The sequence below is a fragment of the Peribacillus sedimenti genome, assembly GCF_046237635.1.
Classification (GTDB): domain Bacteria; phylum Bacillota; class Bacilli; order Bacillales; family DSM-1321; genus Peribacillus; species Peribacillus sedimenti.
Window position 1 is genome coordinate 2,006,076 of record NZ_CP143547.1, and the last position, 15,446, is coordinate 2,021,521.

Consider the following 15,446-nt stretch of genomic DNA (forward strand, 5'->3'; position numbering starts at 1 on the left):
GTTGTAGACCGGGTTTTTATTATTGTGTATCATAGTAAGAGGAGAGCATTTTTCCTGAAATGAGACTGTTTTTCAGAAAAATACAGCCTAGCTCTCTAGGAGGAAGCTATGAAATATAAGAGTGTATTTGATATCATTGGCCCCATAATGATTGGTCCCTCAAGCTCCCATACCGCAGGCGCGGCAAGGATAGGGCGGGTTGCGAGAAACCTGTTCGGGAGAGAACCGAAATGGGCGGTCATTTCTTTATACGGATCCTTTGCTAAAACTTACAAGGGGCATGGCACTGATGTGGCAATTGTCGGCGGCCTGCTCGATTTTGATACATTTGATGAGAGAATAAAAGAGTCGCTTGAAATTGCCAGGAAGAAGAAAATCCGAATTAAGTTTCAGGAAGAACAGGCTGTCACAGACCACCCAAATACTGCGAAAATACAATTGGGGGACGAGAATGGAGAACTGGAGCTTGTGGGCATTTCAATCGGCGGAGGAAAGATAGAAATCATTGAACTTAATGGCTTCGTATTGAAATTATCCGGGCACAATCCAGCAATCCTTGTAGTGCACGATGACCGATTTGGTGCAATAGCCAGTGTTTCCAATGTACTTGCGAAACATCGGATCAATATTGGCCAGATGGATGTGTCGCGCAAGGAAAAAGGCAAAATGGCATTGATGACAATCGAAGTGGACCAAAACATAGAAGATCACATAATATCAGAAATTGCATGCCTGCCAAACATTACGCAGGTTACAAGGATAGTAGATTAAAAAACAGGGAAATAACGGAAAGCGTTTGCAATGAAAACAGGGATCAAGCCCCACTAATGTGGGGCTGTTCAGTGTGTCGGGGTTCTAACCTTACTGTAACGGATAATGAGAGGTTTGCAGATTCCCCGCCTCGGGAGAGAATTTGAATTTTACTGCTGCTGTACATGCCAGTGCTGGTATGTGCGATTGCTATAGGAAATGAACTGTAACATTATGTGAGAATTACCGTTTTTAAAAGGGAGGAACATACATGTTTCGTAATGTAGCTGAATTAGTCGAATTAGCAGAAACAAGAAACGTTAAAATATCTCAAATCATGATTGAGCAGGAGGTAGAAGTAACAGGACGCAGCCGCGAACAGGTCATGTCTTTGATGGAGAGAAACCTTAAGGTTATGGAGGATGCGGTCGAACGCGGCCTGCAAGGTGTCAGGTCCCATTCCGGGCTTACCGGAGGCGATGCTGTACTCCTGCAGGAATACATTAAAAAAGGAAATTTCCTTTCAGGGGAATTTCTTCTCGATGCTGTGAGCAAGGCGGTAGCGACAAATGAAGTAAATGCCGCCATGGGCACGATTTGTGCGACACCTACTGCGGGCTCTGCCGGGGTTGTTCCGGGAACACTATTTGCGGTACAAAGGAAACTGAATCCTACCAGGGAACAAAAAATTGAATTTTTATTTACTGCCGGTGCATTTGGATTTGTCGTAGCAAACAACGCATCGATTTCCGGTGCAGCCGGCGGCTGTCAGGCAGAGGTTGGTTCTGCGGCAGGAATGGCTGCGGCTGCAATCGTGGAGATGGCAGGGGGTACTCCGTCACAGAGTGCTGAAGCGATGGCCATCACCTTGAAAAATATGCTTGGCCTCGTTTGTGACCCAGTTGCCGGATTAGTAGAGGTTCCATGCGTCAAGCGAAATGCGATGGGGGCGGCCAATGCAATGGTTGCGGCAGATATGGCGCTTGCCGGGATTACCAGCCGTATTCCGTGCGATGAGGTAATCGATGCAATGTTCAAGATTGGACAGACAATGCCAGTCGCTTTGAGAGAAACTGCACAAGGAGGGTTGGCGGCCACACCGACCGGTAGGGAGCTGGAAGCAAAAATCTTCGGTTTGCCGCTCAATAAGAATTGATTTCAGAACTTAATGATTCAGTAACCGTCATTAAAGGAGTGGGAGAGGAAACAGCTCAATCATTAAATGAAATGGGTATTTACACCGTTTCCGACCTGATGGAACACCTGCCATTCCGCTATGAAGATTACCGGCTGAAGGATTTGGAAAAAGTAGAGCATGATGAGAGAGTAACTATCGAGGGGAAGGTTCATAGCCAGCCTTCCTTGGGATACTTCGGCAAAAAAAAATCAAGACTTACGTTGAAATTGCTTGTAGGGAGATATTTAATCTCCGTAGTATTCTTCAATCAACCGTACCTTAAGGGGAAAATTAATATTGGTGATACCGTGACTGTTACAGGTAAATGGGACAGGCACCGGCAAACGATAACAGGAAGCGAATGCCAAATCGGACCATATAAAAAAGCGGTGGAATTTGAACCGGTATATGCTACCCGGGGCAGCATAACCGTAAAAGGGCTAAGGCGCTATATCACGAATGCCTTTTCACAATATGGGACACTGATACGGGAAAATCTCCCCCAGCGTTTTTTAAACGAATATAAGCTGATGTCCCGGAAGGATGCTTTGCATGTCATGCATTTCCCAGCTTCGGCGGGGGATTTGAAGCAAGCGCGGCGCCGGTTTGTATATGAAGAGTTTTTGCTGTTCCAGCTGCAAATGCAGGCAATCCGAAAGGTGCAGCGTGAACAATCCTTGGGCATACAGCAAAGCTATAATCTTGATTCATTAATGGCCTTCATCGATACACTTCCTTTTCCATTGACTGGCGCCCAAAAAAGGGTAGTAAATGAAATCCTGGCAGATATGAAATCGCCATACAGGATGAACCGCCTGCTTCAGGGGGATGTTGGCTCAGGGAAAACGGTGGTATCCGCAATCGCCTTGTTCGCTTCTGTTTCAGCAGGCTATCAGGGAGCGCTTATGGTCCCTACGGAAATTCTCGCTGAACAGCATGCCCAATCATTGAAGGCAATGTTTGCGCCAGTGAACATAAAAAGTGCCCTGCTCACCAGCTCTGTAAAAGGAAAGAGGAGACGTGAATTGCTGGAGCAGCTAAAAGCAGGAGAAATAGATGTCCTTATCGGAACTCATGCCCTTATTCAGGATGAAGTGAATTTTCATAACCTGGGACTAGTGATCACAGATGAACAGCATCGATTTGGGGTGGAACAACGACGGATTCTAAGGGAAAAAGGCGAGAATCCGGATGTCCTGTTTATGACCGCCACCCCTATTCCTAGAACGCTTGCCATCACCGTGTTTGGTGAAATGGATGTCTCCACCATTGATGAAATGCCAGCAGGCAGAAAAGCGATTGAAACATATTGGGCAAAACACGACATGCTGGACAGGATTCTTGCTTTCATGGAAAAAGAACTGAAAAAGGGACGCCAGGCTTATGTAATCTGTCCGTTAATTGAAGAATCCGAAAAGCTTGACCTTCAGAATGTTCTGGATGTCCATGCAACGCTGACCCATTATTTCCATGGAAGATACAAGGTCGGACTAATGCATGGAAAGCTTCCGGCAGACGAAAAAGATGAGGTTATGAAGCAATTCAGTACCAATGAAGTACAGGTCCTTGTATCAACCACTGTTGTAGAGGTCGGAGTAAATGTTCCGAATGCAACAACCATGGTCATTTATGATGCGGAACGTTTCGGACTTGCCCAGCTTCACCAGCTTCGCGGCCGGGTAGGCCGCGGCAGTGACCAGTCGTATTGTATTTTGCTTGCCGACCCTAAGTCAGAAACGGGGAAGGAACGTATGAAAATCATGACTGAGACCAATGATGGCTTTGTCCTCTCAGAAAAGGATCTGGAGCTTAGGGGCCCTGGTGACTTTTTCGGCAAAAAGCAAAGCGGTCTTCCCGAATTCAAGGTTGCGGATATGGTACATGACTATCGGGCATTAGAGGTCGCAAGGGAGGATGCTGCAAAACTGATTGCGTCTAAAGAATTTTGGGCAGGCAGCGAGTATCTTCCGCTGCGCCGATATCTTGAGAGTACGGGAGTATTGAATGGGGAAAAGCTGGATTAGCAGAAGTTTAAAAAGAAATGATATGGATTGCTGGCAGATTGCGGGAATTATTCTTATTCTTGCAATCTGTTTTTGTTATATATATACTACTATTAGTACCTAGTCATAATACTATGGATGGTGACCTTCAAATGCGAAGAAGTAAGAAGGAACGCCAGCATTTACTGATAGAAACGATTAAGAATAATCCGTTTATAACAGATGACGAGCTGGCTGCGAAATTTTATGTGAGCGTTCAGACTGTGAGGCTTGATCGTCTGGAATTATCCATACCAGAGCTTCGTGAACGCATTAAAAATGTTGCCGAAAAAAATTTCGGTGATGAAATACGGGCTTTGCCTTTGGAAGAGGTAATCGGAGAAGTTATAGACATTAACCTAGACCAAAATGCCATTTCTATTTTGGATATCAGAAAAGAACATGTTTTTAAACGGAACGGTATCGCAAGGGGACACCATTTATTTGCACAGGCTAATTCGCTGGCAGTTGCAGTGATTAATGATGAGCTCGCTCTTACTGCTAAGGCTAATATTAAATTTTCCCGGTCCGTCAAAGAAAATGAAAGAGTCATAGCAAAAGCAAGAGTAGTCGAAACGGACACAGCATCCAGAAGGTCATTAGTCGAAGTCAATAGTTATGTCGGCAATGAACTTGTTTTCAAGGGTGAATTCGATATGTACCGATCTAACCACCAGGAAAAGGATGAAGAATATGAAAATAGCTATTGATGCCATGGGAGGAGACCACGCCCCAAAGGAACAGGTGTTGGGAGCGGTAAGAGCGATCCAGGAATTTGAAGATATCGAAATACTTCTGGTTGGAAATGAAAAAGAAATTAATAAATACTTAACCAATTCTGAAAGAATAGGCATATTACATACAGAAGAAGTCATCCTGGGAACGGATGAACCGGTGAGGGCGGTACGCCGCAAAAAAAATGCATCAATGGTGCTGGCGGCACAGCAGGTTGCGGACGGACTTGCCGATGCATGCATATCTGCAGGCAATACGGGCGCATTAATGGCTTCCGGATTATTTGTTGTAGGAAGAATCGAAGGAATCGAAAGGCCGGCGTTATCACCAACCCTGCCAACTATCGATGGACGGGGCTTTGTATTTTTGGACGTGGGGGCCAATGCGGATGCAAAGGCAGAACATCTTGTTCAATATGCGATAATGGGCTCCATCTATGCGGAAAAGGTGAGGGGTATCGAAAATCCTCGAGTAGGCCTTTTGAATATCGGAACTGAAGAGAAAAAAGGAAATGAATTGACAAAGCAGGCATTCTCGCTGCTAAAGGAAGCAAATATTAATTTTATTGGGAATGTGGAAGCTCGCGAATTGCTTGAAGGGCCAGCTGATGTAGTTGTTACAGACGGATTTACAGGGAATATGGTGCTTAAAACGATTGAAGGAACGGCCATGTCTGTATTTTCGATGCTTAAAACCGCCCTGATGAGCAACCTGAAATCAAAGCTTGCCGCAGGGATTCTCAAGCCTGAGCTTAGAACGATCAAGAACCAAATGGATTATTCCGAATATGGGGGCGCCGGGCTGTTCGGTTTAAAGGCTCCTGTCATTAAAGCACATGGTTCATCTGATTCAACGGCCGTTTACAATGCCATCCGGCAGACGCGGGAAATGGTACAGCATGATGTTGTAAGTTCAATCGCAACACTGATCGAAAAAAAGGATAGATAGGAGATGTACATATGGGTAAGATAGCTTTTGTCTTTCCTGGGCAAGGATCTCAGACTGTTGGGATGGGAATGGATCTGTTTGATAAATCCGAAGCTGCAAAGGAAATCTTTGCATCCGCCGACAAAAAGCTTGGTACGGCTTTAAGCGAGCTAATGTTTAAGGGACCACAGGAAAAGCTAACACTGACTGTGAATGCACAGCCAGCATTGGTTACAGCCAGTTATGTCCTTTATGATGGATTAAAGGATGCGGGAATTTCACCTGATTACACGGCTGGTCACAGCCTTGGCGAATACTCTGCATTGGTGGCCTCTGGTGCCGTCAGCTTTGAGGATGCAGTTTATACCGTAAGAAAAAGAGGGGAATTCATGGAAGATGCTGTGCCAAATGGCGAAGGGACAATGGCCGCCATATTGGGAATGGACCGGAATGATCTGAGTGAAGTAACGGCAGAGATTACTGCAGCAGGTACTCCTGTTCAGCTGGCTAACATTAATTGTCCTGGCCAAATAGTCATTTCCGGCAGCGCAGAAGGTGTTGCCAAAGCTAGTGAACTCGCAAAGGAACGGGGAGCCAAGCGGGCGATCCCATTGGATGTGAGCGGTCCTTTCCATTCATCGTTAATGGAACCTGCGGCTGAACGGCTTCGTGCAGAGCTGGATGGGATTTCGATAAGCAGTGCAGCAGTTCCGGTCATTGCAAATGTCGATGCGAAGCCGGTGCAATCTCCAGAAGAAATCAAGGAAAAACTTATAAAACAGCTGTATTCACCGGTGCTTTGGGAAGACACTGTTAAAACCCTCCTTTCCTTAGGGGTGGATACATTTATTGAAGTGGGGCCAGGAAAGGTGTTAAGCGGTCTGATTAAAAAAATCGAAAGATCGGCTAAAGTATATGCTGTCTCCGATGAAGACAGCCTTTTGAAGACAGTACAGGAGATCAGGGGGGACAAATGATGACTCTAGCTGGAAAAGTAGCATTGGTTACTGGTGCCTCCAGGGGAATTGGACGCGAAATCGCCCTTGAACTGGCAAGACAAGGTGCGAATGTTGCGGTAAACTATTCGGGCAATGAGGCTAAAGCAAATGAGGTAGTTAATGAAATAAAATCCTTTGGCCGTGACGCAATCGCCATTCAGTGCAATGTGTCTGAATCCGAATCAGTAACTGAAATGGTCAAAAAAGTGATAGAAACATTCGGTTCTCTTGATATCCTGGTAAATAACGCAGGCATAACCCGGGATAATCTTTTGATGCGAATGAAGGAAGAAGAATGGGATGACGTAATCAACACTAATTTAAAAGGTGTGTTCCTCTGTACAAAAGCTGCAACTAGGCAAATGATGAAGCAGAGAAGCGGCCGCATTATAAACATTGCCTCCATTGTCGGCGTCAGTGGAAATCCCGGCCAGGCAAATTACGTAGCTGCAAAAGCAGGAGTAATCGGATTGACCAAGACTGCGGCGAAGGAGCTCGCTTCCAGAGGAATTACTGTAAATGCCGTTGCTCCAGGTTTTATAGCCACCGACATGACAGAAAAATTGACTGAAGAAGTCAAGGAAGGCATGCTGTCGCAAATTCCATTGGCGAGGCTTGGAGACCCTAAGGATATTGCAGGTGTCGCAGTATTTCTTGCTTCCGATGCAAGCAGATACATGACCGGCCAGACACTGCATGTGGACGGCGGAATGGTGATGTAACCAGGAAAGCCCTGGCTTTCTTGCGAAAAGTATATTCCACCCATTTATTAATTGGGTCAAATACAATATAATGACTTGAGGGGAGGTGAATGCAGTGGCAGATGTATTAGAGCGCGTTACAAAAATCGTCGTGGATCGATTAGGCGTTGAAGAGTCAGAAGTGAAACTTGAAGCTTCATTCAAAGAAGATTTAGGTGCTGACTCCCTAGACGTAGTGGAACTTGTCATGGAACTTGAAGATGAGTTCGGTATGGAGATTTCCGACGATGATGCAGAAAAAATCGTCACAGTTGGAGATGCTGTGAATTACATAAACAGTACTATGTAATTAAATTTTCTCTTAGAAAAGCTCCGTTTTTTAAACGGGGCTTTCTCTTATGCCGACATTTAGGTATTATAGTAACTAGGCAAAAAAAGATAAGAATGGGATTTCCCCATTTCTTCGCTATTATAAAAATGAACAGATTGCTGAGGCTCCTGTTTTTACGGGCAGCATGTTTTTTTAGACAATGCAAAATAGGCGGGACTATATAATTTTCTTTTAACTTAACTATATGTTGAAAGTACTGAATTACTAGTGGAGGGTATTATGCGAAGGAATGTGAACAATCGCAGGCCAACAAACAAAGATCAAAAATTTGCTGAATTTCAAAAAAGAATCGGTTTTGTTTTTAATGATGAGACTCTGCTTAAACAAGCATTTACCCATTCATCTTATGTGAATGAGCATCGCCGAAAGCCATATGAGGACAATGAAAGGCTTGAATTTCTCGGGGACGCCGTTCTTGAGCTCACCATCTCCAGATATTTGTTCAACAAGTATCCTATGATGAGTGAAGGCGAATTGACTAAAATGAGGGCAGCCATTGTATGCGAGCCATCACTCGTCGAATTTGCCAATGAGCTGTCCTTCGGGGAACTGGTCCTGCTTGGAAAGGGTGAAGAAATGACAGGGGGAAGAGAGCGTCCGGCGCTGCTTGCGGATGTTTTTGAAGCCTTCATCGGTGCGATGTATCTGGATTTGGGCATTGATACCGTCGTTCAATTTCTAAACGCTGTCGTCTTCCCGAAGATAAACGAGGGTGCTTTTTCTCATGTGATGGATTATAAGAGTCAACTGCAGGAATTAGTTCAGCGCGACGGGGCAGGGCAACTGGAATATAAAATCCAGCATGAACGAGGTCCTGCCCATAACAGGGAATTTGTATCCCAGGTGTCTTTAAATGGAGAGCCATTGGGTACAGGGACAGGGAAATCGAAGAAAGAAGCGGAACAGAGGGCTGCACAGCTTGCGCTGGCTTCCCTGAAGCAATAATAAAAGCTCAAGTACGTTTTTGTTAAAACTTTTTAACTAGATAAACAACTAGGGTGTGAAAAAAAGGGTGAAATAAAATGTTCCTTAAACGCTTGGACGTTGTAGGATTTAAATCGTTTGCTGAAAGAATTTCTGTGGACTTCGTTCCTGGTGTAACTGCTGTAGTAGGGCCGAATGGAAGCGGAAAGAGCAATATTACCGACGCGATCCGCTGGGTTCTTGGAGAGCAGTCTGCCAAATCCCTTCGCGGCGCTAAAATGGAGGATATCATATTTTCGGGAAGTGACTCTCGCAAAGCCTTGAATTTTGCCGAGGTGTCCCTGACGCTCGATAACGAAACAAACTCACTGCCTATCGATTTTCTTGAAGTGACGGTTACAAGGAGGGTTTATAGGTCAGGGGAGAGTGAATTCTTCATTAACAAACAGTCGTGCCGGTTAAAGGATATCGTAGACCTGTTTATGGACTCGGGGCTGGGCCGCGAAGCATTCTCCATCATCAGCCAGGGAAAAGTCGAAGAAATTTTAAGCAGCAAGGCGGAAGAAAGAAGAGTGATCTTCGAAGAGGCAGCCGGTGTATTGAAGTATAAAACGCGTAAGAGGAAAGCTGAGAGCAAGCTTTCTGAAACCCAGGAAAATCTTAACAGGGTCAATGATATCCTTCATGAGTTGGAAGGCCAGGTTGAACCTCTTAAAATCCAATCCTCCTTGGCGCAGGAATACCTGCAAAAAAGAGAAGAGCTGGAAAAATTCGAGGTTGCCCTGACCGTTCATGAAATAGAGGTTTTGCATGAGAAGTGGGAAAAGCTTTCCAAGGATGTTAAGCTTCATAATGGCCAGGAAGCGAAAATGGCTGCTGAACTTCAAAATAAAGAAGAACATCTGGATAAGACCAGAGGAACAATCGCAGCCATAGATCTATCACTTAACGAATTGCAGGGGATATTGCTGCAATCGAGTGAAGAGCTTGAAAAGCTGGAGGGGCGTAAGGAAGTCCTGAAAGAGCGCAGGAAGAACTATAGCCAGAATAAACACCAGCTGGAGAAAGCCATAGAAGAGACTTCAGAAAAAATCGCATTTTTAAGCAAGCAAAAAAAGCAGGAATCGGACCTTCTTGAAAAACTTAAAAGAGAAGTAAAAACACTGCAGTCAGACCTGGCAGTAAACCAGAAAAATCTCAGCATGTTTGATGGGGATCTTGAAGAAACGATTGAGGCATTGAAGAGTGATTATATTGAATGGCTTAATAAGCAGACGTCTGCAAAAAATGAGCTCCATTACCTCAGCCAGCAGATGGAGCAGCAGGCCCATCGAAATCAAAGGCTGGACCAGGATAACTCGAAATTTTTGGACGAACGGAAGAAAATAGAAGCCAAAAAGGCAGAGCTCCAAAATTTGCTCAGCATGACAGAGAAGCAAGTGGAGGAACAGGTCCATTTCTTCCGTGAACAGCAAAGAAAACTGGAGAACGTTAAAAGTTCCTATCAAAAACAGGAAACAACCTTGTACCAGGCTTATCAATATTTGCAGCAGGCCAAATCCCGGAAGGAAATGCTGGAGGAAATGGCAGATGATTATTCAGGCTTCTTCCAGGGAGTCAAGGAAGTGCTCAAGGCCAAAAACAAGGACCTTTCAGGCGTAGAAGGTGCTGTAGCAGAATTGATCACTGTGCCCAAGGAGTATCAGGTGGCCATTGAAACTGCACTCGGCGGAGCCATGCAGCATATCGTGATGGATGATGAGCAAAACGCAAGGCTCGCCATTTCCTTCCTGAAGAAAAATGGATATGGAAGGGCAACGTTTTTACCTCTTTCTGTTATAAAGGGAAGGGATATTCCGGAGAGCAGCATAGCTTTGCTGAATAATCACCCTTCCTTTATAGGAGCCGCTTCCCATCTGATTGCTTATGATAAAAAACACAGTGCCATTGCCTCCAATCTTCTTGGTGCCGTCATTGTGACGCGGGATTTAAAAGGGGCTAACGAATTGGCAAAGCTTGTCCAGCATAGATACAGATTTGTTACGCTGGAGGGCGATGTGGTCAATCCGGGCGGCTCAATGACAGGTGGAGCCCTTAAGCAGAAAAATTCTTCCCTTCTGTCAAGGAAGAATGAGCTGGAAGAATTAAAGCAAAAGCTTACAGGCATGGAAGAACAGACGGCTGCACTTGAGAATCATGTAAAACGGCTGAAAGCAGATGTTTCCAAACAAGAACAATTGGTTGAAGAAGCAAGGAAGTCCGGGGAATCCCTCCGATTCAAGGAGCAGTCGATCAAGGCAGACATTCGCGAAGTGGAAATGAAAGAAAAGAATATTAATGAACGCCTCCATCTCTACGATCTTGATAAAAAGTCACTCCTGGAAGAGCAGGAGGGTAAAAATCAAAGAATCACTGAATTGGAATCCCTGATGGAAGCTTGTAAGGCTGAGCTTGAAAAGCTTGACAAGGAAATCAAGGAGCTGACAAACCAAAAGCAATTCCAGCAATCCTCCAGGGAGACACTTGCAGAACAATCAAATGAACTGAAGATCGTTCTTGCTTCAAAGCGTACACAGCTTCAAAACCAGCAGGAAAAGTATAGCAGGATCGAGAGTGAGCTTTCAGTCGAGCAGCAAAGGCTGTCAGATCATAGCGAAGAGCTGTCCCTCTTGCAAGCCGAAATGACCGAAGGCGTCAACGGTGAGGAAGTGCTGGAGGATGCGGCACGCAAGAAGCTGGATGATAAAACAGAGACCATCAACTTAATTTCTGGAAAAAGGACTCAAAGAGTGGCCCTTCAACAGGAGCTAGAGGCATTAGAGGCGGAAGTTAAAGAAGAAAAACGCCTATATAAAGGGATTGTAGAAGTTCTGAAAGATGAGGAAGTCAAGCTTAACAGGCTTGATGTGGATCTGGAAAACCGCTTGAATCATTTGCGTGAAGAGTATTTTCTTACTTTTGCCGGCGCTCAGGAGAAATATCCTCTTTCCCTCCCTGCAGAAGAGGCAAGAAAAAAGGTTAAGCTGATCAAAATGGCCATCGAAGAACTGGGTACTGTTAATTTAGGTGCCATTGATGAATACGAGAGGGTTTCGGAACGTTATGCCTTCCTTATGGAGCAAAAGGATGATCTGCAGCAGGCTAAGGATACACTTTTCCAGGTAATCGAAGAGATGGATGATGAAATGAAACGACGTTTTGCGGATTCATTCTATGCGATTCGAAACGAATTTGAGCATGTGTTTCAATCGCTGTTTGGCGGAGGAAGGGCGGAATTAAAGCTGACAGACCCTGATAATCTGCTTGAGACAGGCGTAGAAATCATTGCCCAGCCCCCTGGAAAAAAACTGCAGAACCTGGGGCTTCTTTCGGGCGGGGAAAGGGCACTTACAGCCATAGCCCTATTATTCTCAATATTAAGGGTACGGCCTGTGCCATTCTGTGTGCTCGATGAAGTGGAAGCGGCGTTAGATGAAGCGAATGTACTCCGCTTCAGCCAGTACTTAAAGAGCTTCAGCAGTGAAACACAATTTATAGTGATTACCCATCGTAAGGGGACTATGGAGGAAGCTGATGTGCTTTATGGCGTAACGATGCAGGAATCCGGAGTTTCGAAACTTGTCTCTGTGAGAATGGAAGAAACAGCTGAAATGGCTTAAGCATAATATAGGTAGCTAAGGACGTGAAAAGGATGAGTTTTTTTAAAAAGCTTAAAGAAAAATTCACGACTCAATCTGATGCGGTATCTGAAAAATTCAAGCAGGGTTTAACTAAAACCCGTGACTCATTTTCAGGACGGGTCAATGATCTTGTCGCCAGATATCGGAAGATTGATGAAGATTTCTTTGAGGAACTGGAAGAAATCCTGATTCAGGCAGACGTGGGCTTCGACACTGTCATGGAGCTTGTCGATGAATTGAAGATGGAAGTGAAGAGACGCAATATCTCGGACGCGAAGGAAGTACAGTCGGTCATTTCCGAAAAGCTTGTCGATATCTATAGGGGCGGCAGTGATGGAGATGATGCCAAGCTCCATATTCAAGAAGAAGGCCTTACAGTCATCTTGTTCGTCGGGGTGAACGGAGTCGGGAAAACAACCACCATCGGGAAATTGGCTCATAAATTTAAATCCGAAGGTAAGAAGGTCATCCTGGCAGCAGGAGACACCTTCCGTGCCGGTGCGATTGAGCAGCTTGAGGTATGGGGTGACCGTGTCGGAGTGGAAGTGATCAAACAGGGGGAAGGTTCTGACCCGGCGGCCGTCATGTATGACGCCATTCAGTCGGCCAAGGCACGAAAAGCGGATATCCTGATTTGTGATACTGCAGGAAGGCTTCAGAACAAAGTTAACCTTATGAAGGAGCTGGAAAAGGTTAAGCGTGTGATTGAAAGGGAAATCCCAGGTGCGCCGCATGAGGTCCTCTTGGTTCTGGATGCCACAACGGGACAAAACGCGCTGATTCAGGCCAAGACCTTCAAGGAAGCTACCGACGTTTCGGGGATCGTGCTGACAAAGCTTGATGGAACTGCAAAGGGAGGCATTGTAATCGCCATCCGGAATGAATTGTCCATACCGGTAAAATATGTAGGTTTGGGTGAGAAGATGGATGATTTGCAGGAGTTCGATGCTGAAACATACGTTTATGGCCTATTTGCCAATCTTGTCGAAGAAGAAGCTTAAAAACCGGAGGCTACCTCCGGTTTTTCTAATAATTTTGCATTGGCTTACAGAAAAGCTGGATATTGCAGACATATCAGGCATAGGCTTGCTTATGGTGTAAAGGTTTTACCTTGACATCTTCAAGAAAACTGTGTAAACTAACAAATGTAAAGGGGTTTCACTTAACACGCAGCTTTTTCTATTGGAAAAGCAGGGGGGTGGCGACATGCTTGAAAAAACGATGCGTATAAATTATTTATATGATTTTTATCAATCGTTATTGACTGAAAAGCAAAAGAGCTACATGTCCCTATATTATCTGGATGATTATTCCCTAGGGGAGATTGCCGAAGAATTTGATGTCAGCAGACAGGCAGTCTATGACAATATTAAGCGGACTGAAGCTATGCTCGAGGAATATGAAGCAAAGCTTTTATTATTTCAAAAATTTCAAGAGCGAAACAATCTGATAGCGGAGATCAAGGAGCTTATCACGAGGGAGCCAATCCCGAAGGATACAGTTCTTGGAGCTGTCAAGAAGCTTGAGAAGCTAGATTAGGAGGCGGCAATAATGGCATTTGAAGGATTAGCCGACCGACTGCAAAATACACTCCAAAAAATCCGCGGCAAGGGGAAGGTTAACGAATCGGACGTCAAGGAAATGATGCGTGAAGTTCGTCTTGCGCTACTAGAAGCTGACGTCAACTTCAAGGTCGTGAAGGATTTTGTAAAACGTGTAAATGAACGTGCTGTTGGTCAGGAAGTGCTTAAAAGCTTAACGCCCGGTCAACAGGTCATCAAAGTCGTGCAGGAAGAACTGACCGAGCTTATGGGTGGAGAACAGAGCAAGATTGCGGTCTCCAATCGCCCTCCGACTGTCATCATGATGGTTGGTCTGCAAGGTGCAGGTAAGACGACGACAACCGGGAAACTTGCAAATCTTCTAAGGAAAAAATTCAACAGGAAACCATTGCTGGTTGCGGCCGACATTTATCGTCCTGCTGCAATCAAACAGCTTGAAACACTTGGAAAACAGCTTTCGCTGCCCGTATTTTCTTTAGGTGACCAAGTATCCCCTGTAGAGATAGCCAGACAGGCAATCGAAAAGGCGAAGCAGGATCATCATGATTATGTGCTTATCGATACAGCCGGCCGATTGCATGTGGATGAAAATCTGATGGGGGAGCTTGACCAAATCAAGGAATTAGCGAAGCCGGATGAAATATTCCTTGTTGTGGATGCAATGACAGGACAGGATGCGGTAAATGTTGCTCAAAGTTTCAACGATCAGCTGGGATTGACCGGTGTCGTACTGACCAAGCTTGATGGCGATACCCGCGGCGGTGCAGCGCTGTCAATCCGTGCAGTGACAAACACCCCTATCAAGTTTGTGGGTATGGGTGAAAAAATGGATGCGCTCGAAACCTTTCATCCAGAGCGCATGGCATCGCGAATACTCGGTATGGGTGATGTCCTGACACTGATTGAAAAGGCTCAGGCAAATGTTGACGAAGAAAAGGCGAAAGAGCTTGAGAAAAAGATGCGGACAGCGACATTTACATTCGATGACTTCCTTGACCAGCTTGGACAAGTACGGAGCATGGGGCCGCTGGGCGATCTGATTAAAATGCTTCCAGGGGCCAACAAAATTAAAGGCATCGATAATGTGGCCATTGACGAGAAGCAAATTGGCCATGTAGAAGCCATTATCCGTTCAATGACCAAGCAGGAAAAGGAAACACCTGAAATAATGAATGCAAGCCGCAGAAAACGGATCGCAAAGGGCAGCGGCACTTCCATCCAGGAAGTAAACAGGCTGATCAAGCAATTCGATGAAATGAAAAAGATGATGAAGCAAGTCACAAACATGCAAAAAGGAAAGAAAAAAGGCGGATTCAAATTCCCTTTCATGTAAAGGATATTTCAGGCGTCTAGTTTATGGTGCAGGATGTACCGATCTTGGCGCTGACATAGGCCGGACTTGGACAGGATGACTGGCGGTGCCGTTTCCACAAAATATGGAGAAAGTTAGCCGACAGTACATGCTTGCGGTGCACTTGAACTTTTCTGGACTGTTAAGAAAAAAACCTTTACAAACCTATATAACATTTGATATTATACTATCTTGTGTGAAACTATTC

The 15,446-nt window shown here is 45.1% G+C and carries 13 protein-coding genes; all 13 read left to right on the top strand.

The features are described from left to right. The first annotated feature begins 108 nt into the window (after window positions 1-108). The 13 genes from sdaAB (at window position 109) to ffh (ending at window position 15,220) form a co-directional block, all read left to right on the top strand. Window positions 109-771: an L-serine ammonia-lyase, iron-sulfur-dependent subunit beta gene (gene sdaAB, locus V1500_RS09850; RefSeq protein ID WP_409305382.1), complete on the top strand. Its 663-nt coding sequence runs from the start codon at window positions 109-111 to the stop codon at window positions 769-771. A gap of 250 nt (window positions 772-1,021) precedes the next feature. Continuing rightward, window positions 1,022-1,906, top strand: coding sequence for an L-serine ammonia-lyase, iron-sulfur-dependent, subunit alpha (gene sdaAA / locus V1500_RS09855; protein ID WP_409305383.1), 885 nt, complete (start codon window positions 1,022-1,024; stop codon window positions 1,904-1,906). Continuing rightward, window positions 1,903-3,951, top strand: a complete 2,049-nt coding sequence (gene recG, locus V1500_RS09860; protein WP_409305384.1) for an ATP-dependent DNA helicase RecG — start codon at window positions 1,903-1,905, stop codon at window positions 3,949-3,951. The genes sdaAA and recG overlap by 4 nt, the downstream gene beginning before the upstream one ends. Before the next feature lie 131 nt (window positions 3,952-4,082). Continuing rightward, the gene (gene fapR / locus V1500_RS09865) at window positions 4,083-4,679 is read left to right on the top strand and encodes a transcription factor FapR (protein WP_409305385.1); all 597 of its coding nucleotides are present in this window, start codon (window positions 4,083-4,085) and stop codon (window positions 4,677-4,679) included. Then, the gene (gene plsX, locus V1500_RS09870; RefSeq protein ID WP_409305386.1) at window positions 4,663-5,652 is read left to right on the top strand and encodes a phosphate acyltransferase PlsX; all 990 of its coding nucleotides are present in this window, start codon (window positions 4,663-4,665) and stop codon (window positions 5,650-5,652) included. Before fapR ends, plsX begins: the two co-directional genes overlap by 17 nt. An 11-nt stretch (window positions 5,653-5,663) precedes the next feature. Then, the gene (gene fabD, locus V1500_RS09875) at window positions 5,664-6,608 is read left to right on the top strand and encodes an ACP S-malonyltransferase (protein ID WP_409305387.1); all 945 of its coding nucleotides are present in this window, start codon (window positions 5,664-5,666) and stop codon (window positions 6,606-6,608) included. After that, window positions 6,608-7,351, top strand: coding sequence for a 3-oxoacyl-[acyl-carrier-protein] reductase (gene fabG / locus V1500_RS09880; RefSeq protein WP_409305961.1), 744 nt, complete (start codon window positions 6,608-6,610; stop codon window positions 7,349-7,351). The genes fabD and fabG overlap by 1 nt, the downstream gene beginning before the upstream one ends. A 94-nt stretch (window positions 7,352-7,445) precedes the next feature. Then, window positions 7,446-7,679: an acyl carrier protein gene (locus V1500_RS09885; protein ID WP_409305388.1), complete on the top strand. Its 234-nt coding sequence runs from the start codon at window positions 7,446-7,448 to the stop codon at window positions 7,677-7,679. Between the two features lie 261 nt (window positions 7,680-7,940). Further along, window positions 7,941-8,666, top strand: coding sequence for a ribonuclease III (gene rnc / locus V1500_RS09890; RefSeq protein ID WP_409305389.1), 726 nt, complete (start codon window positions 7,941-7,943; stop codon window positions 8,664-8,666). A 77-nt stretch (window positions 8,667-8,743) separates the two neighbouring features. Beyond that, window positions 8,744-12,304, top strand: coding sequence for a chromosome segregation protein SMC (gene smc, locus V1500_RS09895; RefSeq protein ID WP_409305390.1), 3,561 nt, complete (start codon window positions 8,744-8,746; stop codon window positions 12,302-12,304). A 32-nt stretch (window positions 12,305-12,336) separates the two neighbouring features. Then, complete coding sequence (gene ftsY / locus V1500_RS09900) at window positions 12,337-13,326, top strand: signal recognition particle-docking protein FtsY (protein WP_409305391.1); 990 nt, start codon at window positions 12,337-12,339, stop codon at window positions 13,324-13,326. Window positions 13,327-13,531: 205 nt separating this feature from the next. Next, window positions 13,532-13,864, top strand: coding sequence for a putative DNA-binding protein (locus V1500_RS09905; RefSeq protein WP_409305392.1), 333 nt, complete (start codon window positions 13,532-13,534; stop codon window positions 13,862-13,864). A 12-nt stretch (window positions 13,865-13,876) separates the two neighbouring features. Next, entirely contained in the window at window positions 13,877-15,220 is a 1,344-nt protein-coding gene (gene ffh / locus V1500_RS09910) for a signal recognition particle protein (protein ID WP_409305393.1), read from the top strand. The last annotated feature ends 226 nt before the right edge of the window (window positions 15,221-15,446 follow it).